Source organism: Cellulomonas sp. Root485 (assembly GCF_001426705.1).
Classification (GTDB): Bacteria; Actinomycetota; Actinomycetes; order Actinomycetales; family Cellulomonadaceae; genus Cellulomonas.
In genome coordinates this window covers 434,631-455,089 of record NZ_LMFC01000002.1, presented here as the reverse complement: position 1 = coordinate 455,089, position 20,459 = coordinate 434,631, and the positions used below count along the sequence as shown (strand labels likewise).

The following is a 20,459-nucleotide window of genomic DNA, read 5'->3' as shown; positions in this document are numbered from 1 at the left end:
CCGACGGGACTGCGGATCTCGCCGGACCGGGACTTGCGGGGGCCGTGCCTATGCCGACGAGGTACTGAGCACGGCCACGTCGACGCTGAGGCGCAGGTCGCTCGACGAGCGGCCGACGCGGATCGGGTAGGTACCGGCGGGGGTGACCCAGCCGGGCAGTGCGCTGTCCCAGGTCCGGAACGCATCGGCGTCCACCCGGACCTGGACATCTGCGTGCGCGCCCGCTGCGACGTGCACGACGCTGAACCCGCCGAGCCAGCGCACCGGACGGTTCTCGTCCGTGCCGGGCGGCTCGACGTAGACCTGGACCACCTCGCGACCGTCGCGGGCGCCGGTGTTGCGGACGCGGACGTCCAGAACGACGGACCCGTCGGCGTCCACCGTGTGCGAGACGGCCTCGTACTCCCACGTGGTCCATCCGAGACCGTGCCCGAAGCTGGCGGCGGGCGTGCGGTCGAGCCGGAGCCACGAGCGGTACCCCACGTGGACGCCCTCGTGGTACTCGATGACGCCGTCGACGGGGACCGCGTCGGGCACCGGCACGTCGGACTCGTGCGCGGGGAGCGTCCAGGGCAGCCGCCCGGTGGGCTCGGTGATCCCGGTCAGCACGTCCGCGAGCGCGTCGGGCCACTCCTGGCCGCCGAGCCACGCCCACAGGACGCACGGCACCTCGTCGAGCCACGGCAGCAGCACGGGGGCACCGGCGTTGACGACGACGATCGTGCGGGGGTTCGCGGCGAGCGCGGCCTTGACCAGCTGATCCTGCGTGCCGGGCAGGGCCAGGCTCGTGCGGTCGTACCCCTCCGACTCGATCTCCTCGTTGGTGCCGACGACCACGATCGCCAGGTCGGCCGCGGCGGCCGCGTCGACGGCGACCGCGAGCAGCTCGTCCGGGGAGGTGCCGGGGACGCGGTGCACCAGCTCGGCGCGCGCGAAGCTGGCGTACCCGACGGGGTGGACGGCCTGCACGAGCGCATCGATCTCGACGGTCGTCGGCTCGGTCACCTCGATGACGAGCGTCGCGGGGACCGGCTGGTTGACGCTGGAGTCCAGGATGACCTCGGCGCCGACCACGTGCTCGCTGGTGGAGAGCACCTGCCCGCCGACGGTGATCCGGTGCCTGCCGACGGTGCCGACGCCGACCTCGTGCCGGCCGGGCTCGTCGAGCCGCACGGTGGTCCGCAGGCGCAGCGCGACGGCGGGGCCGGGCACCTCGCGCAGCCAGCCGGGCCAGTCGGTGACGTCGGTGGTGACCAGGACGGTCCCGTCGGCATCGACCAGCTCGCCGAGCGCTCCGGGATGGCCGTCGGGGGTGGTGCAGCGGCCGGCGAGGTCGAGCGCGGGCGGCAGCAGACGGGAGACGGCGCCGGGGTGCACGTCGACCTCGACCTCGCCGAACGCGTCGCGGAGCGCGGCCTCGGGCGTCGTGGCGCGGTCCGGACGGACGTACGCGGAGCCCCCGCCCTGCACGAACGGGTGGACGGCGTTGGGGCCGAGCAGGGCGATCCGGGTGACGTCGTCGGGGGCGACGGGCAGCGCGTGCTCGTCGTCGCGCAGGACGACCATCGACCGGGAGACCAGCTCGCGCAGGACGCCGCGGACGTCGACGTCGGCGACCCGGTCCCGCTGGGTGCCCGAGGGGGCGAACCCGTCGAGGGCCCCGACGCGCTGGGCCAGCCGGAGCAGGCGGGTCACCTTGGCGTCGAGGAGGTCCTCACTGACGTCGCCCGACCGGACGGCGTCGAGGAGCCCGTCGCCCCAGGGCCCGTCGGGCCCGGGCATCTGCAGGTCGAGGCCGCCCTCGGCGGACGCGGCGACCGACGTGGTGGCCACCCAGTCGCTCATGACGACGCCGTCGAAGCCCCACTCGTCCTTGAGCACCCCGGTGAGCAGCGGGCGGTGCTCGGCGGCGGTCGCGGCGGTGGTGCCGTCGTCGATCCCGGAGTACGCGCTCATGACCGACCACGCCTGGGCCTCGTGCACCAGCTGCTCGAACGGCGCCAGGTACACCTCGCGCAGGGTCCGCTCGTCGACGCGCGACCGGTAGGTGGTGCGCTGCGTCTCGGAGTCGTTGGCGACGAAGTGCTTGACGCACATCCCGACGCCGCGGTCCTGCGCGGAGCGGACCACGTGCACCGCGATGGCGCCGGTGAGCACCGGGTCCTCGGAGTAGCACTCGAAGTGCCGGCCGCCGACGGGTGTGCGCTGGAGGTTCACCTGCGGGGCGAGCACGACGTCGACCCCGTGCCGGCGGGCCTCGGCGGCGAACACGTGGCCGACCTCGTCGGCGAGGTCGACGTCCCACGTCGCGGCGAGCGCGCTGGGCGCGGGGAACGAGGCGGAGGTCTCGTCGGCGGAGTCGGAGACGCCGCGGACCCCGGCGGGGCCGTCGGAGACGTGCATGGCGCGCAGGCCGATGCGCGGGATCGCGGTGGTGGACCACAGTCCGGCCCCGACGACCAGGCGCACCTTCTCCTCGAGGCTGAGGGCGGCCGTGAGGTCGGCCAGCGGCCTGTCAGCCGTGGGCGGCTGGATGGCTGTGTCGAGGGACACCGCGTGTTCTCCGATCGGACGTCGTCGTCTTCTGCGGCGAATCTACGCACGACTTACTTACATGTCAGTAAGTTCTTGATCACGGTTTGGTATCGCTTACTGACTTGTCAGTAACTTCCCACGCGGCGCTATGGTTCGGTCATGGACGACGCCGTTCCCCCCGCCGCAGCGCCACAGCGCCGCGCACGGCAGCCCCGCCAGGCCACGACCGAGCGCCGCGCCGAGATCCTGCGAGCCGCCGCCCACACGTTCGGGTCCAAGGGCTACAAGAACGGCTCGCTCGCCGAGGTCGCCGAGCAGGTCGGCATCACGCACGCGGGCGTCCTGCACCACTTCGGTTCCAAGGAGGCGCTCCTGGTCGAGGTGCTCGAGTACCGCGACAAGGAGGACGTGCGGGACCTCGAGGGTCAGCACATCCCCGACGGCATCGAGCTGTTCCAGCACCTCGTGCGCACCGCCCGGATGAACGTCGACCGGCGCGGCATCGTCCAGGGCTACACCGTGCTCACCGGCGAGTCCGTCACCGAGGACCACCCGGCGCGCGGCTGGGTCACCAACCGGTTCACCATCCTGCGCGGCGAGATCGAGGCGGCCATCGTCGAGGTCGGCGGCGGGGCCGTCCCGAAGGACGTCGCCGCGCAGGCGGCCAGCGCGATCATCGGCGTGATGGACGGCCTTCAGGTGCAGTGGCTGCTCGACGACAGCGTCGACCTCCCGGCCGCCACGACGTTCGCCATCGAGGCGATCCTCACCGCGGCACTGCTGGGCACGGGCCGGCCGCACCCGCTCAGGTAATTCACAGGTTCGCTCCAGGCGCACGCCAGGTAACGCCTCGACAGTGGGGTCATGACAACGACCACCACCCGTCGCCCGGAGGTTCTGTCCCGCGCCGACGGCTCCCCTGTCCGCGCGCTCGTGGTCGACGACGAGCCGACCCTCGCCGAGCTGCTGTCCACCGCCCTGCGCTACGAGGGCTGGCAGGTGGACCACGCACTGACCGGCCACGCCGCCGTCCGCGCCGCCAAGACGCTGGACCCCGACGTCATCGTGCTCGACGTCATGCTCCCCGACCTGTCCGGCATCGACGTGCTCCGCCGCGTCCGCACCACCCACCCGAACGTCCCCGTGCTGTTCCTCACCGCCAAGGACGCGGTCGAGGACCGGATCGCGGGCCTCACCGCCGGTGGCGACGACTACGTCACCAAGCCGTTCAGCCTCGAAGAGGTCGTCGCCCGCCTGCGCGCCCTGCTGCGCCGCACCGGCGCGGTCTCGTCCCGCGAGGAGGCCACGCTCGTCGTCGGCGACCTGACCATGGACGAGGACAGCCACGAGGTGACCCGCGGCGGCGAGGACATCCGCCTCACCGCCACCGAGTTCGAGCTGCTGCGGTACTTCATGCGCAACCCGAAGCGCGTGCTGTCCAAGGCCCAGATCCTCGACCGCGTCTGGCAGTACGACTTCGGCGGCCAGGCCAACATCGTCGAGCTCTACGTGTCCTACCTGCGGCGCAAGATCGACAAGGGCCGCACCCCCATGCTGCACACCCTGCGCGGCGTCGGGTACGTGCTCAAGCCGTCCTCCTGATCGTGGGCCGCTGGACGCTGCGTCGGCGGCTCGTCGTCGTCGTCGTGGCGCTCGTCGCCGTCGTGGCGGCCGCCATGGGCACGCTGTCCACCCTCGCGCTGCAGAGCTCGCTCACCACGCAGCTCGACGAGAAGCTCACCGCCGCACACCGGCGCACCGTCGACGGCCCCGTGCGGGTGGGCGGCATCGCCGTCGCCCCCGACCAGGCGGCCGACGAGCTGCCCGCACCACCGGGCAGCACCTTCCGACCCGGCCAGGACGCGGGCACCGTCAACGTCCAGGTGCCCGACGGCGCCGACCCCGCCGACCTCACCGCGCTGCAGGCGGGGTACGTCGACGACGACGGCAACCTGGTCGCGCTCGACCCGACGCAGACCGAGCAGCTGCTCGCCGTGCCGACCGACGGCGAACCCGTCTCGATCGTCCTGTCCGACCTGGGCGGCTACCGGGCGATCGCCACCGTCGCCACCGACGGGACGACGAACGTCACCGCCCTGCCGACCACGTCCGTGACCAGCACCGTCACCTCGTTCGTCGCCGTCGAGATCGTCGTCGCGGCGCTCGCCCTGCTCGTCGCCGCGGCCGCCGGCATGGTGCTCGTGCGCCGCGAGCTGCGACCGCTCGACCGCGTCGTCGGCACCGCCAACCGCGTCGCCCGGCTGCCCCTCGACCGCGGCGAGGTGGTCCTCGCCGACCGCGTGCCCGCCCGGGACACCGATCCCGCGACCGAGGTCGGGCAGGTGGGTGCCGCCCTGAACAAGCTGCTCGGCCACGTCGAGCAGGCCCTCGGCGCCCGGTACGAGTCCGAGTCGCAGGTGCGCCAGTTCGTCGCCGACGCCAGCCACGAGCTGCGCACCCCGCTGGCCTCCATCCGCGGGTACGCCGAGCTCGTGCGCCGCTCCCCCGACGACGTGCCCGTCAGTGCGCTGCAGGCGATGTCCCGCGTCGAGTCCGAGTCGGAGCGCATGACCGCGCTGCTCGAGGACATGCTGCTGCTCGCGCGCCTGGACGCCGGCCGACCGCTGGCGACCGAGCCCGTCGATCTGACGGTGCTCGCCATCGACGCCGTCACCGACGCGCACGCCGCCGGCCCCGACCACGACTGGCGCCTCGACCTGCCCTCGGAGGAGCACCTCGAGGACGCCCTCGTGCTCGGTGACGACCACCGCCTGCGCCAGGTGCTGGCCAACCTCCTGTCGAACGCCCGCCTGCACACGCCCGCCGGCACCGCCGTGACGGCCCGCGTCCGCCGCGCCGGCGACACGGTCGTCCTGCAGGTGTCCGACGACGGCCCCGGCATCCCGCCCGCCCTGCGCGAGAGCCTGTTCCAGCGGTTCACGCGCGGCGACGCCTCCCGCAACAGCGCCACCGGGTCCACCGGCCTCGGCCTGGCGATCGTGCACGCGGTCGTCACCGCCCACGCCGGCACCATCACGGTGTCGAGCGGCCCGGGCACCACGTTCACGGTCACCCTCCCGGCCGCGAGGTAGCCGCCCTCCGCGCAAACCCACGACGTCCGCACATCAACGCGTCCCAACGCTCCTGTGTGCGGACGTCCCGGCGTTCGCCCCCGCAACGTCCGCACATGAACGCGTCCCAGCAGTCCTTTGTGCGGACGTTGCGGTCGCGGGAGCGGGGTGGGCGCGGGAGCCTGGACGGGATTGCCGACGATGTCTCCGAGGAGTGGTGATGGCCGATCTCAGCAAGGCGTTCAGCGGGTTCTCGACCGACGACGTGCCGGCCGCGCGGGCGTTCTACGCCGACGTGCTCGGGCTCGACGTGTCCGAGGAGAACGGGATGCTCTTCCTGCGCTTCGACAGCGGTCACGAGGTGCTCGTCTACCCCAAGGGCCCGGCACATGCGCCGGCCGGCTACACGGTGCTCAACTTCCCCGTCGAGGACGTCCCCGGCACGGTCGCGGAGCTGCGGGAGCGCGGCGTGCAGTTCGAGAAGTACGCGGGCACCCCCACGGAGACCGACGACGACTACGTGTTCCGCGGCGGCGGCCCGCTGATCGCCTGGTTCACGGACCCGGGCGGCAACATCCTGTCGATCATCGAGGCCAGCTGACCCGCGGGCTTCCGCCACGGGCATCGTCGCGTCAGCCGTGACCGGTCGGCGCTAGCGCGCGACGATCAGCGTCACCGCGACGATGCCGACGACGTGGTACCCACCCGTGATGACGCCCAGGCGGAACGGGTGCGGCGTGTGGGGCGTCAGGGCGTTGTTCACGGAGACGGCCAGGGCGACCCCGATGCCGACGACCAGACCGAGGACGAGGGCGTCCACCGGCTCCTCGATCCCGGCCGCGGCGACGAGGAGACCCATCGCGACCGTCACCAGCAGGCTGCTGACCAGCGGCACCACGTAGTACGCGGCGGAGAAGCGCTCACCACGCACCCGGGTGTACCCGATGGCCGTGTCCCAGGCAGCACCGAACAGCGGCGTGAACCAGAGGGCACCGAGGAGGTAGTAGACGAGGGTCGCGATGCCGATCGCGAGCCAGCTGAGGTCGGTCACGTGGGAGATCACGTGCCATGGTCGGCACCGGCCCGCGGCAAGGTCTTGGAGAAAGACGACACCGACCGCGATCGTGGAGCATGCGCATCCGCCCCGACGAGGCCTCGGGCGTGCTGCACCCCGAGAACCTGGTCCGCTACGCCGCGCGGTGGATCGACCCCGACCCCGCCGTCCGCGACGTGGTGGACACGTACTGGCACGTGCGCTGGCACCTGGACGAGGGCGAGGTCGTCGACCAGACGATCGTCGACCTACCAGCCGTCACGCTGACCGTCGAGGCCGGTGACGTCCCCGCCGACCTCGTCGTCACCGGGCTGCACCGCCGGGCGTGGCGGCGGCGCATCGCCGGGTCGGGTGACGTGTTCGCGATCCGGCTGCGCCCCGCCGGGCTCGCCGTGCTGAGCACGCTCCGACCGCAGGACCTCGCTGACGCGACGATCCCGCTCACCGAGGGCGGGCTGCGCGCCCTCCTCGCGGACATCGCGACTGCGCGCACCCCCGACGACCGCGCCCGGGCCGCCGACGAGCTCATCGGCCGTCGCCTGCGGGCGAACCCGCCGCCACCCACCCGCCTGCTGGCCAACCGGGTCCTCGACGAGCTGCGCTCACGCGCCTACCGCCAGACCGGCACCCCGCTCGCGGAGCACTTCGCAGTCAGCGAGCGCACGATCCAGCGGGCACTGTCGGCGACCCTCGGCATCGGACCCAAGCAGGCGGCCCGCCGCATCCGGTTGCAGGAGGCCGCGCGGGCGATCGCAGCGCACGGCGACGACGACCTCGCCGCGATCGCCGTGCAGCTCGGGTACGCCGACCAGGCGCACCTGACCAGCGACTTCCGTTCAGCGACGGGCACCACACCGGGCGCCTACCGCCGGCAGCTTCAGCAGCTGAGGCGTCAGAGCGGGAACGCGTTGTAGAGGTCGACGATGTCTGCGACCGGGGCGGTCGCCTGGAAGACCGAGGTCCCGTTGACCCAGACCGCGATGCCCGTCCCGTTGCCGGCGTCGACGATCGAGTAGGTGCCGGCCACAGCCCCGCCGGCGGTGACGTCGCCGCTCTGCGGGAGGGTCGGTCCCGTGGGCGACGCGGACGGGTCCGGGGTGGCAGGCGCGGGCGGGAACGCGGCGACGAGCGTGGCGGCGAACGCGGAGGCCTCCTCGGCCGTCTCCCACTGGCCGGAGCGGACGGTGACGGTAGCGGCGCCGCCGTCGGTGTAGGTCTCCGTGTAGGCCTCGATGGCACCAGCGGCCTGCCACTCGGGGTCGGCGGCCGACGTCGCGAGCGCGTACTGCAGCACGGTCGTCGGCAGGGCGACCGCGAAGGCGCTGGTCGCGGGCCGAGCGACGGCCTCGATGGTCGGCGTCGGGGAGGGCAGCAGGATGGTGGTCGCGACGGCCGGGGGTGCGTCGTCGGTGGTGTCGTCGCCGGAGCTGACGACGATGCCGATGACGACCGCGGCGATCACGAGGACGACGACGCCGATGATCGCCGGGATCAGCCAGCGGGGGCGACCTGACGCAGCGGGTGCCGGGTCCGGCTCGGCTGCTGGTGCGGCCTGCTGCGCGGCGAACGCGGCCGGCACGCCTGCGCGCGGTCCGGCGGGCGGGCTCGCGGTCGGCCCGGCGTCCGCGGTGGTGGGGATCGGCGCGGTGGGCGGCTTCGGCTGCATCGCCTGCCAGTTCGAGATCGGCGGCGTCGGCTGACCGGCCGGTCGTTCGGGGCCGGGACGGCCGGTGTCGCTCATCGGGGCTCCCCCATCGCGTCGCGTCGCCCGAACCCTCGCCGGACGCCCCGCAGCCTACCGACGGAAACTCAGCCGACGACGTCACGACGCCGGAACGCGGCGAGCCCCGCTGCGTTCAGCGCGACGGCCACGGCGGCGAGGAGGAGCACGGGCGGCCAGTCCATCGCCTCGGCGGGCAGCTGCGGCGTGTAGGTGAACGGCGAGAGGACGTCGGAGCCGTCGGGCAGCAGCGCCGCGAACAGGCCCACGACGCCGACGTACGTCACGTAGGCCCAGACGAGCCCGAAGGCCCGGGGCGCGACGCCCATGACGACGACCGCGACGCCGAGCATGATCCCGACCGCGGGGAGGGTCACCGCGGTCGCGCCGACCAGCTGCGCGACGGAGCGCTCACCGAGCGAGGCAGTCGCGGTCAGGCCCATCAGCAGGCCTGTGACCAGCATGATCGCGGTCGCAGCGACCGCCGCGACTCCCACCTGCGAGCCCAGCCAGCGCACCCGCGACACCGGTCCGGCCAGCACGATCGCGCCGCGCGTCGCGTTCTCCTCCGTCCGTGCCGCATGCACGGCGGTCGCGGCGTACGCGCCCGCCATCACCGCGAGGAAGACCGTGTAGAGCGCGAAGGCCGACGCCGCGGCACCGTTCGGGCCGGTCGGGAACATCTGCGCGAGCTGGGGCTCGTCGGCGACGAAGTCGACGATCTCGCCGGCCAGGAGCCCGATGAACACGCCCATGACGACGATCCCGAGTCCCCACGAGAGGATCGCGCCGGACTGCCGCCGCACCGTCAGCGCGACCATCCCCGACAGGCGTGCCGACGCCCGCGGACGGCCCAGCCGCTCGGCGAGCAGCCCGGTGCCCAGGTCGCGACGGCCGACGAGCCAGAACGCCACGGCCACCAGGACGGCGGCCACGACGACGCCGATGGCGAGCGGCCAGAACCGCTCGTCGACGTACGCGCGCGTCGCCTGCGCCCACCCGAACGGGGACAGCCACGTGAGCACGCTGGTGCTCTCCGGGCCGCGCACGTCGCCGACCGCCCGCAGCAGGAACGCGACCCCGAGCGCCGCCATGCCGAGCGAGCTGGCCGCCCGCGCGTGCGCGGTCAGCTGCGAGGCGACCGCGGAGATGCCGGCGAAGACCAGCCCGACCATGACGATGCCGCCCGTGAGCGCGAGCGAGCCGACCGCGTCGAGGCCGGTCGACACGAGGGCGAGGAACGTGAGCCCTCCGACGACCACCGTCGCGACGACCGCGGCGACCAGCCCGGCGACCACGGGAGCGTCGCGACCGACGGGTGCGGACCGCACGAGCTCGAGCCGGCCGTCCTCCTCGGCGGCCCGCAGGTGCCGCGTCACCGTGAGCAGGGCCATGATCGCGACCGGGATCATGAGCCAGAGGCCCAGCTCGTTGGCCGTCATCGCGCCGACCGTGTAGTCGTCGAGCCCGTACCCGGGGCCGGCCAGCGCGGTCGCCGCGGGCGACGAGATGAGCTGCGCCCGGCCGGCCAGCGACTCGGGTGTGGAGTAGACCTGCGACAACCCGCTGACGGACACCTGCGTGAGCCCGGCGACCGCGACGGCCCAGATCGCCGTGCGCCACCGGTCCAGGCGCAGGGCGACCCGGACGAGGCCTCGGGTGCCGGCGAGCTCGCTGGAGCGGTTGTCGACGACCGCGCTCATCGCGACTCCTCGTGCACGCCCAGAGTGGCCAGCTCCTCGCTGTACTCGCGCAGGAACAGGTCCTCGAGCGTCGGGTGGGCGGTCAGCGACCGGACACCGAACCCGGTCAGCCGCGCGAGCACGTCGTTGAGCGAGGCGGTGTCGACGTCGACGGTCAGGTGGCCGTCGTCGCGCTGCACGTGGTGCACGCCGTCGACCGCGGTCAGGGTGCGCTCGGCCTCGTCGGCGTCACGGAGGCCCGCGGTCACGGTGGTGCGGGTGAGGCTGCGCAGCTCCTCCAGCGACCCGCTCTGCACCGCGCGACCCTGCCGGATGATCGTGACGCGACGGCACAGGGCCTCGACCTCGGCCAGGATGTGGCTGGACAGCAGCACGGTGCGCCCGTCGGCGGCGGCCTCCTGCACGACCTGCTGGAAGACCGCCTCCATGAGGGGGTCCAGGCCGCTGGTCGGCTCGTCCATGAGCAGCAGCTCGACGTCCGCCGCGAGCGCCGCGACGAGGGCGACCTTCTGCCGGTTGCCCTTGGAGTAGGCGCGACCCTTGATGCGCGGGTCCAGCTCGAACCGTTCGATGAGGGCGTCGCGACGGGCGGGGTCGAGCCCACCTCGCAGGCGCCCGAGCACGTCGATCGACTCGCCACCGGACAGGTTGGGCCACAGGTTGACCTCGCCGGGCACGTACGCCAGCCGCCTGTGCAGGGCGACGGCGTCGCGCCACGGGTCGCCCCCGAGCAGCCGGACGTCCCCGGCGTCGGCGCGCAGCAGCCCGAGGAGCACGCGGATCGTGGTCGACTTGCCCGCGCCGTTGGGGCCGAGGAAGCCGTGCACCTCCCCCGTGCGGACGGTGAGGTCGAACCCGTCGAGCGCGCGCTTGGCGCCGAACGACTTGACGAGTCCGCTGACCGCGATGGCGTCGGTCATGACTTCTCCTTGTCCTGCTGAAAGTGCCGATAGGCGTCGAGGTATCTGCTGTCGGTGAAGAGGCCGTGCGTGTAGAGCTCGAGGCCGGCGAGCATGGTGCGGCTGGTGAGCTCGTCGATCGCCTTGGCCGGGTCGTCCGTCGGCGCGACGCCCCGGCCCGCGGCCGCGTCCAGCTGCGCCATCACGATGAGACCGACCTGGGCGGCGACGACCTGACGCGCCCGCCCGCGGGGGTCGCTCGAGCCGCGGACCGTGCCCGCCGCCTCACCCGCCTCCAGGTAGTCCGCGGCGTCGTCCATCAACCCGTCGACGAAGTGCGCCGCGAGCGCCCCGCCGTCCATGAGGCTGCGCACGATGTAGGCGAACAGGGGCGCGTACTCCTGCACTCGCGCCAGCATCCCGATCGTCTCGGCCGGCGACTTCTCCGCGATCGCCGACGACTTCTCCTCGCGGATGACCCGCAGCACGTGCGCGTCGCACTCGGCGCGCAGCGCGTCCTTGGAGCCGAAGTGGTGGATCACCAGCCCGGCGCTGACCCCGGCGTCCTCCGCGATGGCGCGCACCGGCGCGCGGAACCCGTCGCGACCGAAGCGCGCGACCGCCGCGTCCCGGATCCGGGCGCGGGCGGTGAGGTCCTCTGAACGCACGTTCACTACGTTAAACGTGTGTTCAGCCGTGGCGCAAGAGGGTCGTGTCAGAGCCTGCGGCTACCGTGCGGCGCGTGACCTCGACCTCCTCCAAGCGGCCCGACCGCAGCGCCCGCCCGGCCTTCCGCTGCACGGAGTGCGGCTGGACCGCGAGCAAGTGGGTCGGCCGCTGCGGCGAGTGCCAGGCGTGGGGGTCGGTCCTCGAGGACACGGGCCCTGGCGGCGGGGCGCCCCGCACGGTCGCCACCTCCCCGACGCGCTCCCCGGCGCGGCCGATCGACCAGATCGACATCGAGACCGCGCGGGCCAGGCCCACCGGGGTCGACGAGCTCGACCGGGTGCTCGGTGGCGGCCTGGTGCCGGGCGCCGTGGTGCTGCTGGCCGGCGAGCCGGGGGTCGGCAAGTCGACCCTGCTGCTCGACGTCGCCGCGCGCGCGGCTCGGACCGGACGCAAGGTCCTCTATGTCACCGGCGAGGAGTCCGCCGCGCAGGTGCGCCTGCGGGCCGGCCGGATCCACGCGCTCGACCCGCAGCTGCTGCTCACCGCGGAGACCGACCTGGGCACCGTCCTCGGGCACATCGAGCACGTCGACCCCGACCTGCTGGTGCTCGACTCGATCCAGACCATCGCGTCCGCGCAGGTCGAGGGGACCGCCGGGGGCGTGTCCCAGGTGCGGGAGGTGGCCACGGCGGTGATCCAGGCCGCCAAGTCCCGGGACCTGCCGGTCGTTCTCATCGGGCACGTCACCAAGGACGGGTCGGTGGCCGGCCCGCGCACGCTCGAGCACCTCGTCGACGTCGTCTGCCAGTTCGAGGGCGAGCGGCACTCGCGCCTGCGGATGCTGCGGGCCACCAAGAACCGGTACGGCCCGACCGACGAGGTCGGCTGCTTCGACCTGTCGGAGACGGGGATCGTCGGGCTGGCGGACCCGAGCGGGCTGTTCATCTCCCAGGCCCTGCACGCCGTCCCGGGCACCTGCCTGACCGTCACGCTGGAGGGTCGCCGTCCCCTCGTCGTCGAGGTGCAGTCCCTCGTCGCGCCCAGCGCGGTGCCCAACCCGCGCCGGACCACGAGCGGGGTGGACAGCAGCCGGCTGGCCATGGTGCTCGCCGTGCTCCAGCGCAGGCTCGGTGCGCGGCTGGCGGACCAGGACGTCTACGTGTCGACCATCGGCGGCGCCCGCGTGATGGAGCCGGGCGCGGACCTGGCCCTGGCGCTGGCCGCCGTGAGCTCGCGCGAGAACGTGCCGTTGCCGCGCGGGCTGGTCGCGATCGGCGAGGTCGGGCTCGCCGGGGAGATCCGGACGGTGTCCGGCGTCGGTCGCCGGCTGGCCGAAGCAGCCCGGCTCGGCTTCACGCGCGCGATCGTGCCGGCGGGTGCGCTCGACGGCGCGACACCGCCCGCCGGGCTCACGGTCCTGACCGCGGCGGACCTGGGCGAGGCCGTGACGGCGGCGGGGCTGGTGCCGGACCTGGCGTCAGCCGGGAGTCGCTGACCCCGTCGGCGGCGCGCGGCCCTCGACCACGGCAGCGCTGGTGCCGGGAGTCGCTGACCCGTCGGCGTCGCCCGGCCCGCCACAACGGCAGCGCTGGTGCCGGACCTCGGCACCCGGAGCCCGAGCGGGCCTCGGTCCACTCGCTCTGCGATCCAGTTCTCGCGTCCTCTTGACCGGTACAGAGATCAGGGTTACTTTAGCGGTACAGAAGAACGACGGACCGACAGGAGAACCCCCTGATGTCGATGGACACGCCCCAGTTCGGGTTGCTCTTCGGAGTGACCGCCGCACGGCACGAGGCCGAGAGCGCGCGCCCCTGGGCACCCGAGGTGCCCGAGGACGCACCGCGTCCGCGCACACGCCGCACCCACGCCCCGCGGACCCGGCGCACGCTCGCCGGCGCCCTGCACCACCTGGCCGACGCGGTCGCACCCGCGAACGGCTGCGAGGCCGGTCACCCGGCGCGATGACGGCCAGCCCTCCGGGACTCGTCCCGGCGACCTACCCTGTCCCGCATGGAGCGGAACAGGGTGGCGTCGTGTCCAGGGTGACCCTGCAGACGATCGCGGACCGCGTGGGCGTCAGCCGCATGACGGTGTCCAACGCCTTCTCGCGCCCGGACCAGCTGTCGGCGCAGATGCGACGGACGATCCTCGACGCAGCCGCCGACCTCGGGTACGTCGGTCCCGACCCGTCGGCGCGGGCCCTGGCGCGAGGGACCACGGGAGCGGTCGGAGTGCTGCTCACCGAGTCTGTGGGCACGGCGTTCCTCGACCCCATGGCGGCTGCGTTCTTCGGTGCGGTGGCCGAGGAGCTCGCCCCCACCGGCATGGCCGTCGTGCTCCTCCCGTCGAGCGGTTCGGAGGGGAGGATCCCCGCCCGCGACATCCCGATGGACGGCGCCCTGATCTACGGCTGCGCCGCCGACTACCCCGCGGTCGACTGGCTCGTGAAGCGCAAGCTCCCGCTGGTGTTCGTCGACGGCGAGCCCGTCGACGACGCGTCGAGCGTGCTCCTCGACGAGCGCCACGGGTCCCGGCTGGGCGCCCAGCACCTCCTGGACCTGGGCCACCGGCGGATCGCCGTCCTGACCATGAACTCGACGAGGCCGCCCGGGTGGACGTCCGACCTCTCCCTCGCCGGCTCCAACTTCGTCGCCCGCGAGCGCCAGACCGGCTGGCTCGAGACGCTGGCGGAAGCCGGGGTGACGCCTGCCGTCATGTCGGTCCACGACAACGCCGAGCCGGACGTCTCGCAGGGCGCGCGGGCGCTGGTCGCCGGCCCCGACCGCCCGACCGCGGTGCTGTGCTTCTCCGACCTGATGGCCGCCGCGGTCGTGCACGCCGCCGAGGACGCCGGGTTGCGCGTGCCCGAGGACATCTCCGTCGTCGGTTTCGACGACTCTCCGCTGTCGCGCCGGATGCGGCCCGCCCTGACCACGGTGCGCCAGGACTTCGACGCCAAGGGCAAGGCGGCCGCTCTGGCGCTGACCTCGGCGATCGCTCGGTCCCGCAGCGGTGCCCCGCCCGAGGCGGAGGAGCACCGCATCCTCGTCGACCTCGTCGTCCGCGACAGCACCGCACCTCCGCACAGCGCGTGAGCGGTGTCGAACGGGCGAACGCGTGACGGCGAACGGGTCCGGCATGCGGGTCGCTGCGGCTGACGTCGGCGCTCGTCGTTACCATGCAACCGTGCCCCACTCGCACGCCCCCGACGACCTCCTGAGGTCGACCCTTGCCGCCGTCGCGCCCGGCGGCGAGCTTCGCGACGGCTTGGAGCGGATCCTGCGGGGTCGCACGGGTGCGCTGATCGTCCTCGGCTTCGACCAGACGGTCGAGAGCATCTGCTCCGGCGGCTTCGTGCTGGACGTGGAGTTCTCCGCCACCCGCCTGCGTGAGCTGGCCAAGATGGACGGCGCCGTCGTGGTGGACGCGGGCATCTCCCGCATCCTGCGCGCGGCCGTGCAGCTCCTCCCCGACGTCACCATCGAGACGTCCGAGTCCGGCACCCGGCACCGCACCGCGGAGCGCGTTGCCAAGCAGACCGGGCTGCCGGTCGTGTCGGTCTCGGCGTCGATGCGGATCATCGCGCTGTACGTCGGCGGCCAGCGGCACGTCATCGAGGACTCGACCACCATCCTGTCCCGCGCCAACCAGGCTCTGGCCACCCTCGAGCGGTACAAGTCGCGGCTCGACGAGGTCAGCGGCACTCTGTCCGCGCTCGAGATCGAGGACCTGGTCACGGTCCGCGACGTGTCCGCCGTGGTGCAGCGCCTCGAGATGGTCCGCCGCATCTCCGAGGAGATCGAGGGCTACGTCGTCGAGCTCGGTACCGACGGGCGCCTGCTGACCCTGCAGCTCGACGAGCTGGTCGGCGGCATCGGCTCGGACCGGGCGCTGATCATCCGCGACTACGTCGACACCAGCCGCCGCGAGGTCGACTCGGTCCTCGACGAGCTGGCGGAGCTGGACTCCACCGAGCTGCTCGACAACGCCCGCATCGCCAGCGTGCTCGGCCTGCCCGGCGGCGGCGACGCGCTCGACGCCGCCGCCGGTCCGCGCGGCTACCGCCTGCTGTCCAAGGTCCCGCGCCTGCCCGGCGCCATCGTCGACCGCCTGGTCGCGCACTTCGGCGGTCTGCAGAAGCTGCTCGCGGCCGGCATCGAGGACCTCATGGCCGTCGACGGCGTCGGCGAGCAGCGCGCCCGGGCGGTCCGCGAGGGACTGTCCCGGCTCGCGGAGTCGAGCATCCTCGAGCGGTACGTCTAGCCCAGCCCGAACACCGCTGCGGGTGCGCTGACGCCGGCGAGGTTGAGCTGCGCGGAGTAGGTGCCCGCGCCGGGTGCCGGCAGGTCCGCCGGGCAGCCGTCCGCGGAGCGGATCCGGTTCCACGCGAACGGGGTCGTGTCGGTCTGCCCGCCCGCCAGCAGCAGCGTGCGGGTCTCGGTGCCGGGCGCGATGCAGTCGCGGTTCGACCACACCCGGTCGGACCCGGACGTGATGACGATCTCGCGCTGCGCCTCGCCCGCGTCGACCAGGCAGGGCTCCGCGCCGGTGTTGGTGACGGCGACGGTGAACGTCGCGCTGACGCCCGGCGCGAACGAGGTGGCGTCGGCCGTCATCGCGAGGGCCAGGGCGGCAGGTGCGCAGTCGCCCACGCCGTCGGTGTCCGTCGGGGTCTCGCTCGGCTCGGGCTCGACCGGTGCCGACGAGGTGCCGCCCTGGGCGGCCGGGTCCTCCCCCGAGTCGCGCCCCACGAAGAACCACACGACGACCGCGATGATGATCAGCGGGATGCCGAGCACCACGAACCGACGCACCCAGTAGACGCGGGCGGGCAGGCGTCGCGAGTCGCTCATGCATCCTCCAGACCAGCGCCGCGTGACCCCGCGGCGCGACCACCGTAGAGGCAAGGTTCGCCGACCCGCCCGGCCGACGCGCGGTGGTGCTCAGAGATCGAGACGGACGACGGCGCGGTCGCTCCTCGGACGAGGTGCAGGCGGCCCGCGGTGGTTCTTTCTCGGTGGACGCTCGACGATCAGCCGGCGGCGGGCACCAGCCGCGATCAGAGGTCGGGCGCGTCCTGCGCGCTGGTCGACAGCCCGCGCAGGAGGACGTCGAGGGCGAACGTGAGCTCGGCGTCCGGGTCGGACCAGTCGCGGTCCATCGCGGACGCGAGCACGGGGTGCTGTGCGGCGATCACGTCGGGGAGCCACTCGGGCGGTGCGGAGCCCGAGACGCCGGCGACGGCCGCATGGCTGCGGACCAGGCCGTCGAGCAGCAGGGCCACCCGCATGCCGTCGATCCCGGGGGCGTGCTCGAGCGCCTCGACGAGCACGGCGATCCACGCGACCGGGTTCGGCACCCGGGGCGCGCCGGTCGGCACGACCTGCGCGAGCCAGGGATGCAGCCGGTAGCGCTCGCGCAGCGCCCACGCCCACTCGCGGGAGGCGTCCTGCCAGGTGCCGGCCGTCAGCCTCGGCGGCTCGCCGACCGCGACATCCACCATGAGCTCGACCAGGACGTCCTTGGAGTCGACGTACCGGTAGAGCGCCGACGTGGTCATCCCGAGCCCGGCGGCGACGTTCGCGAGCGTCACGCCGTCCAGCCCGTGCGCGTCGGCGAGGCCGACCGCGGCATCCGCGACCTGCGGCAGCGACAGCCGCGGCCGAGGTCCACGGGGGGCACCGCCCTCGGCGCCCCACAGAACTCGCAACGCCCTCGACCCGTCCCCTTGACCTGCCATGGCGTCCATCGTACGGTACTTCTGTAAATGCGAATCACGTTCACAGTAAACCTCCAAGGAGATGGCCATGATCGTCCTCGTCACCGGCGCGTCCTCCGGCATCGGCCGCCGCACCGCGCAGCTGCTCGCCGCCTCGGGCCACCAGGTCTACGGCGCCGCCCGTCGCACGCACGACGTCCCCGCGGGCGTCGTCCCGGTCCCCCTCGACCTCACCGACGATGCGTCCGTCGACGCAGCCGTGCGCCGGGTGCTCGACGACGCGGGCGCCATCGACGTCCTGGTCAACTGCGCGGGCTACGGCGAGTTCGGCTCCGTCGAGGAGACGTCCATCGACGACGCCCGCCGCCAGCTCGAGGTCAACGTGCTGGGCGCGGCCCGGTTGATGCAGGCCGTCCTGCCGGGCATGCGAGCGGCCGGCTCGGGCCGCGTCGTCAACGTGTCGTCGCTCGCCGGCGAGTTCGCCGCGCCGCTCGGCGGCTGGTACCACGCGTCGAAGTTCGCGCTCGAGGCTCTGTCCGACTCCCTGCGCGGCGAGGTCGCACAGTTCGGCATCGACGTCGCCGTCGTCCAGCCCAGCTACGTCGACACCGGCTGGCACGACACGGCGATGGATCGGCTGTCCGAGGCGTCCGGCGCCGGCCCGTACCAGCGGATGGCCGAGCGGATGCGGGCGTACTTCGCGAGCGCCGCGGTCGTCCGGCAGATGAGCACCGTCGACCAGGTCGCGCAGGTCGTCATCCGTGCGGCGCTGGAGCGGAAGCCGAGGACCCGGTACCGCGTCGGCAGGGGCGCTCGCCTCGCCGTCGCGCTCGCGACGTACCTGCCGGACCGCACGTTCGACGCCCTCACGCGCGCGCAGTTCGGCTACGGCCGGCCCGAGGCGGCGTAGCGCCGGCCCGCGGTCGGGACCGCGCGGCCGTGGATGCCGACGACCGCGGTGCGCTCGACCGTGGCTGGCGCGGCCGAGGGTCACGGACTGGGGCAGGATGCTGCGGTGCCCGTGACCCCCGCCGAGCTTCGCGAGCCGGTGCTCGCCTGGTTCGGGGTGCACGCGCGCGACCTGCCGTGGCGGGCGGCGGACCGGACCGCGTGGGGCGTGCTGGTCAGCGAGGTCATGCTCCAGCAGACGCCGGTGGTCCGGGTCGAGCCGGCGTGGCGGTCGTGGATGGCTCGCTGGCCCGCTCCGGCGGACCTGGCCGCGGCGTCGACGGCCGACGTGCTGCGCGCGTGGGACCGGCTGGGGTACCCGCGTCGCGCACTGCGGCTGCAGGAGTGCGCCCGCGCGGTCGTCGAGCGGCACGGCGGCGTGGTGCCGTCGTCGGAGCCCGAGCTGCTGGCCCTGCCCGGGGTCGGGTCGTACACGGCCGCCGCGGTGCTCGCGTTCGCCTACGGGCGCCGGTCGGTGGTGCTCGACACCAACGTGCGCCGGGTGCTCGCGCGCACGGTCGACGGGGTCGCGCTGCCCGCGCCGAGCCAGACGGTCGACGAGGTCCGCCGCGCGACCCGGTACGTCCCTGACGACGACGCGACCGCGGCCCGGTGGGCGGCCGCGTCGATGGAGCTCGGCGCACTGGTGTGCACCGCGCGCTCCCCGCGCTGCGACGCCTGCCCGGTGCGGGACGTGTGCGCCTGGTTCGCGGCGGGACGTCCCGCCGACGAGCACGCCGGCCGCCGGAAGGTCCAGACGTTCACCGGCACCGACCGCCAGGTGCGCGGGCGGGTCATGGCCCTCCTGCGCGACGCGCTCGGCCCGGTACCTGCAGCCGCCGTGGACGCCGTGTGGCCCGACGCCCGGCAGCTGGCCCGCTGCGTCGACGCCCTCGTCGCCGACGGCCTGGTCACCCGCGACCCGGCAGCGAGCGACGACGACCCACCGACCTACCGGCTGCCGACCTGACGCCCCTCCCACTGCTCCTTCGTGATCTCGTACCGGAACCCGCCGAGCTCGGACCCCTCGACGGCCAGCATGTCGTCCGGGGTCGCCAGGGTCTCCGTGACGGTCATGTCGACCTTCTCCATGACCTTCTGGGAAGCACGGTTGAGAGACATCGTCGCGCCCCAGACCACCTGCACGTCGAGCTCCGAGAACGCCTTGTCCACCAGCGCCGCCGCGACCTCGGTGGCGTACCCCTTGCCCCACGCGTCCTGGCGCAGCCGGTACCCGAGCTCGACCTCGTCCAGCGGACCGTCCCGTTCGGGGCGCAGGCAGAACCACCCGACGAACGCCCCGCTCTCCGTCTCCCGCGCCGCGAACAGCCCGAACCGGCCGTCCCACCGCTCGTAGCCCGCCAGGATGCTCGGCAGGTGACCCTCGCGGACGATCTCCGGCGGGGTCGGCTCGCCGCCGGAGAGGAAACGCATCACCGCCGGGTCGCTGTCCAGCTCGATCAGCAGGTCGGCCTCGTCGGCGGTGAAGGGGCGCAGGGTCAGGCGGTCTGTGGCCAGGTAGGTGCTCACCCGGCGAGCGTGCCCGAGCGACGGCGGGCAGCCCACGCTTTTTCAGGCCAGCTCGATCAGCATCCTCGTGTTGCCCAGGGTGTTCGGCTTCACGCGGGCGAGGTCCAGGAACTCGGCGACGCCGTCGTCGTGGGACCGCAGCAGCTCCAGGTACACGTCGGGCGTCACGGGCGTCCCCTCGATCACGTGGAACCCGTGGGACTCGAAGAACGCCACCTCGAACGTCAGGCAGAAGACCCGGCGCAGGCCCAGCTCGCCGGCACGCTCCAGCAGGGCGTCGAGCAGCGCGTGCCCGATGCCGGTGCCACGCCAGGTCCGGTCGACGGCGAGGGTGCGGATCTCGGCGAGGTCCTGCCACATGACGTGCAGCGCGCCACAGCCGATGACCACGCCGTCCTCGGCCTCGACCACGAGGAACTCCTGCACCGCCTCGTAGTAGCCGACCCACTCCTTGGCCAGCAGGATGCGCTCGGCGGCATACGGCTCGACGAGCGCGCGGATGGCGCGGACGTCGGCCGGCAGGGCGGGGCGGACACGGAAGGACATCGGGCCAACCTACTGGCGAGCCCGTCGCGACCCGCGGAACGGCCCGGCTCCCGAGACGACGGGAA

Annotated in this window: 21 protein-coding genes; 11 read left to right on the top strand and 10 right to left on the bottom strand. The window is 73.6% G+C overall.

Annotated elements, in window-relative coordinates; all coding sequences use genetic code 11:
- Positions 1–48: 48 nt before the first annotated feature.
- Positions 49–2,553 carry a beta-glucosidase gene (locus tag ASD16_RS10760; RefSeq protein ID WP_055916665.1) on the bottom strand — a complete coding sequence of 835 codons (2,505 nt, stop codon included), beginning with the start codon at positions 2,551–2,553 and terminating at the stop codon, positions 49–51.
- A 141-nt stretch (positions 2,554–2,694) separates the two neighbouring features.
- Between ASD16_RS10760 and ASD16_RS10755 the strand changes: the two genes are divergently transcribed.
- From ASD16_RS10755 to ASD16_RS10740, 4 genes are all read left to right on the top strand, one after another.
- Entirely contained in the window at positions 2,695–3,348 is a 654-nt protein-coding gene (locus ASD16_RS10755) for a TetR/AcrR family transcriptional regulator (protein WP_055916662.1), read from the top strand.
- 51 nt (positions 3,349–3,399) lie between these two features.
- The gene (locus tag ASD16_RS10750) at positions 3,400–4,137 is read left to right on the top strand and encodes a response regulator transcription factor (RefSeq protein ID WP_055916660.1); all 738 of its coding nucleotides are present in this window, start codon (positions 3,400–3,402) and stop codon (positions 4,135–4,137) included.
- Between the two features lie 2 nt (positions 4,138–4,139).
- On the top strand, positions 4,140–5,627 hold the full coding sequence (locus ASD16_RS10745; RefSeq protein ID WP_235523245.1) for a cell wall metabolism sensor histidine kinase WalK: 1,488 nt from the start codon (positions 4,140–4,142) through the stop codon (positions 5,625–5,627).
- 199 nt (positions 5,628–5,826) lie between these two features.
- Entirely contained in the window at positions 5,827–6,207 is a 381-nt protein-coding gene (locus ASD16_RS10740; protein ID WP_055916658.1) for a VOC family protein, read from the top strand.
- A 51-nt stretch (positions 6,208–6,258) separates the two neighbouring features.
- Here the strand turns inward: ASD16_RS10740 and ASD16_RS10735 are convergent, their stop codons facing one another.
- Positions 6,259–6,669: a DUF1761 domain-containing protein gene (locus ASD16_RS10735; protein ID WP_055916656.1), complete on the bottom strand. Its 411-nt coding sequence runs from the start codon at positions 6,667–6,669 to the stop codon at positions 6,259–6,261.
- Positions 6,670–6,737: 68 nt separating this feature from the next.
- On the opposite strand from ASD16_RS10735, the gene ASD16_RS10730 reads away from it, so the two are divergent.
- On the top strand, positions 6,738–7,574 hold the full coding sequence (locus ASD16_RS10730) for a helix-turn-helix domain-containing protein (RefSeq protein ID WP_055916654.1): 837 nt from the start codon (positions 6,738–6,740) through the stop codon (positions 7,572–7,574).
- Here the strand turns inward: ASD16_RS10730 and ASD16_RS10725 are convergent.
- The 4 genes from ASD16_RS10725 to ASD16_RS10710 all read right to left on the bottom strand — a co-directional run bounded on the left by ASD16_RS10725 (position 7,553) and on the right by ASD16_RS10710 (position 11,650).
- Positions 7,553–8,401, bottom strand: coding sequence for a hypothetical protein (locus ASD16_RS10725; protein ID WP_055916652.1), 849 nt, complete (start codon positions 8,399–8,401; stop codon positions 7,553–7,555). The two genes, ASD16_RS10730 and ASD16_RS10725, sit on opposite strands and share 22 nt — an antisense overlap.
- Before the next feature lie 68 nt (positions 8,402–8,469).
- Positions 8,470–10,083: an ABC transporter permease gene (locus tag ASD16_RS10720; RefSeq protein ID WP_055916649.1), complete on the bottom strand. Its 1,614-nt coding sequence runs from the start codon at positions 10,081–10,083 to the stop codon at positions 8,470–8,472.
- The gene (locus ASD16_RS10715) at positions 10,080–11,003 is read right to left on the bottom strand and encodes an ABC transporter ATP-binding protein (RefSeq protein ID WP_055916647.1); all 924 of its coding nucleotides are present in this window, start codon (positions 11,001–11,003) and stop codon (positions 10,080–10,082) included. Before ASD16_RS10715 ends, ASD16_RS10720 begins: the two co-directional genes overlap by 4 nt.
- The gene (locus ASD16_RS10710) at positions 11,000–11,650 is read right to left on the bottom strand and encodes a TetR/AcrR family transcriptional regulator (protein ID WP_082570852.1); all 651 of its coding nucleotides are present in this window, start codon (positions 11,648–11,650) and stop codon (positions 11,000–11,002) included. Before ASD16_RS10710 ends, ASD16_RS10715 begins: the two co-directional genes overlap by 4 nt.
- A 74-nt stretch (positions 11,651–11,724) precedes the next feature.
- On the opposite strand from ASD16_RS10710, the gene radA reads away from it, so the two are divergent.
- From radA to disA, 4 genes are all read left to right on the top strand, one after another.
- Positions 11,725–13,146 carry a DNA repair protein RadA gene (gene radA, locus ASD16_RS10705; RefSeq protein WP_055916643.1) on the top strand — a complete coding sequence of 474 codons (1,422 nt, stop codon included), beginning with the start codon at positions 11,725–11,727 and terminating at the stop codon, positions 13,144–13,146.
- Positions 13,147–13,385: 239 nt separating this feature from the next.
- Positions 13,386–13,616: a hypothetical protein gene (locus tag ASD16_RS10700; protein ID WP_055916641.1), complete on the top strand. Its 231-nt coding sequence runs from the start codon at positions 13,386–13,388 to the stop codon at positions 13,614–13,616.
- A gap of 68 nt (positions 13,617–13,684) precedes the next feature.
- On the top strand, positions 13,685–14,746 hold the full coding sequence (locus tag ASD16_RS10695) for a LacI family DNA-binding transcriptional regulator (RefSeq protein ID WP_055916639.1): 1,062 nt from the start codon (positions 13,685–13,687) through the stop codon (positions 14,744–14,746).
- A 91-nt stretch (positions 14,747–14,837) separates the two neighbouring features.
- A complete protein-coding gene (gene disA, locus ASD16_RS10690) occupies positions 14,838–15,914 on the top strand; it encodes a DNA integrity scanning diadenylate cyclase DisA (protein ID WP_055916637.1) in 1,077 nt (358 codons plus the stop codon).
- Here the strand turns inward: disA and ASD16_RS10685 are convergent.
- On the bottom strand, positions 15,911–16,504 hold the full coding sequence (locus ASD16_RS10685) for a hypothetical protein (protein ID WP_055916635.1): 594 nt from the start codon (positions 16,502–16,504) through the stop codon (positions 15,911–15,913). The two genes, disA and ASD16_RS10685, sit on opposite strands and share 4 nt — an antisense overlap.
- A 206-nt stretch (positions 16,505–16,710) precedes the next feature.
- Positions 16,711–17,391 carry a TetR/AcrR family transcriptional regulator gene (locus ASD16_RS10680; protein WP_162250296.1) on the bottom strand — a complete coding sequence of 227 codons (681 nt, stop codon included), beginning with the start codon at positions 17,389–17,391 and terminating at the stop codon, positions 16,711–16,713.
- 67 nt (positions 17,392–17,458) lie between these two features.
- Here ASD16_RS10680 and ASD16_RS10675 point away from each other — a divergent pair, with 67 nt between their 5' ends.
- Both ASD16_RS10675 and ASD16_RS10670 read left to right on the top strand, forming a co-directional pair.
- Positions 17,459–18,280 (top strand): oxidoreductase, encoded by an 822-nt coding sequence (locus ASD16_RS10675; protein ID WP_235523244.1) that lies wholly within the window; start codon positions 17,459–17,461, stop codon positions 18,278–18,280.
- A 105-nt stretch (positions 18,281–18,385) separates the two neighbouring features.
- A complete protein-coding gene (locus ASD16_RS10670) occupies positions 18,386–19,288 on the top strand; it encodes an A/G-specific adenine glycosylase (RefSeq protein WP_235523243.1) in 903 nt (300 codons plus the stop codon).
- On the opposite strand, the gene ASD16_RS10665 is transcribed toward ASD16_RS10670, so the two are convergent.
- Positions 19,270–19,848 (bottom strand): GNAT family N-acetyltransferase, encoded by a 579-nt coding sequence (locus ASD16_RS10665; RefSeq protein WP_055918259.1) that lies wholly within the window; start codon positions 19,846–19,848, stop codon positions 19,270–19,272. The two genes, ASD16_RS10670 and ASD16_RS10665, sit on opposite strands and share 19 nt — an antisense overlap.
- Before the next feature lie 42 nt (positions 19,849–19,890).
- Positions 19,891–20,394: an amino-acid N-acetyltransferase gene (locus tag ASD16_RS10660; protein ID WP_055916628.1), complete on the bottom strand. Its 504-nt coding sequence runs from the start codon at positions 20,392–20,394 to the stop codon at positions 19,891–19,893.
- Between the last annotated feature and the right edge of the window lie 65 nt (positions 20,395–20,459).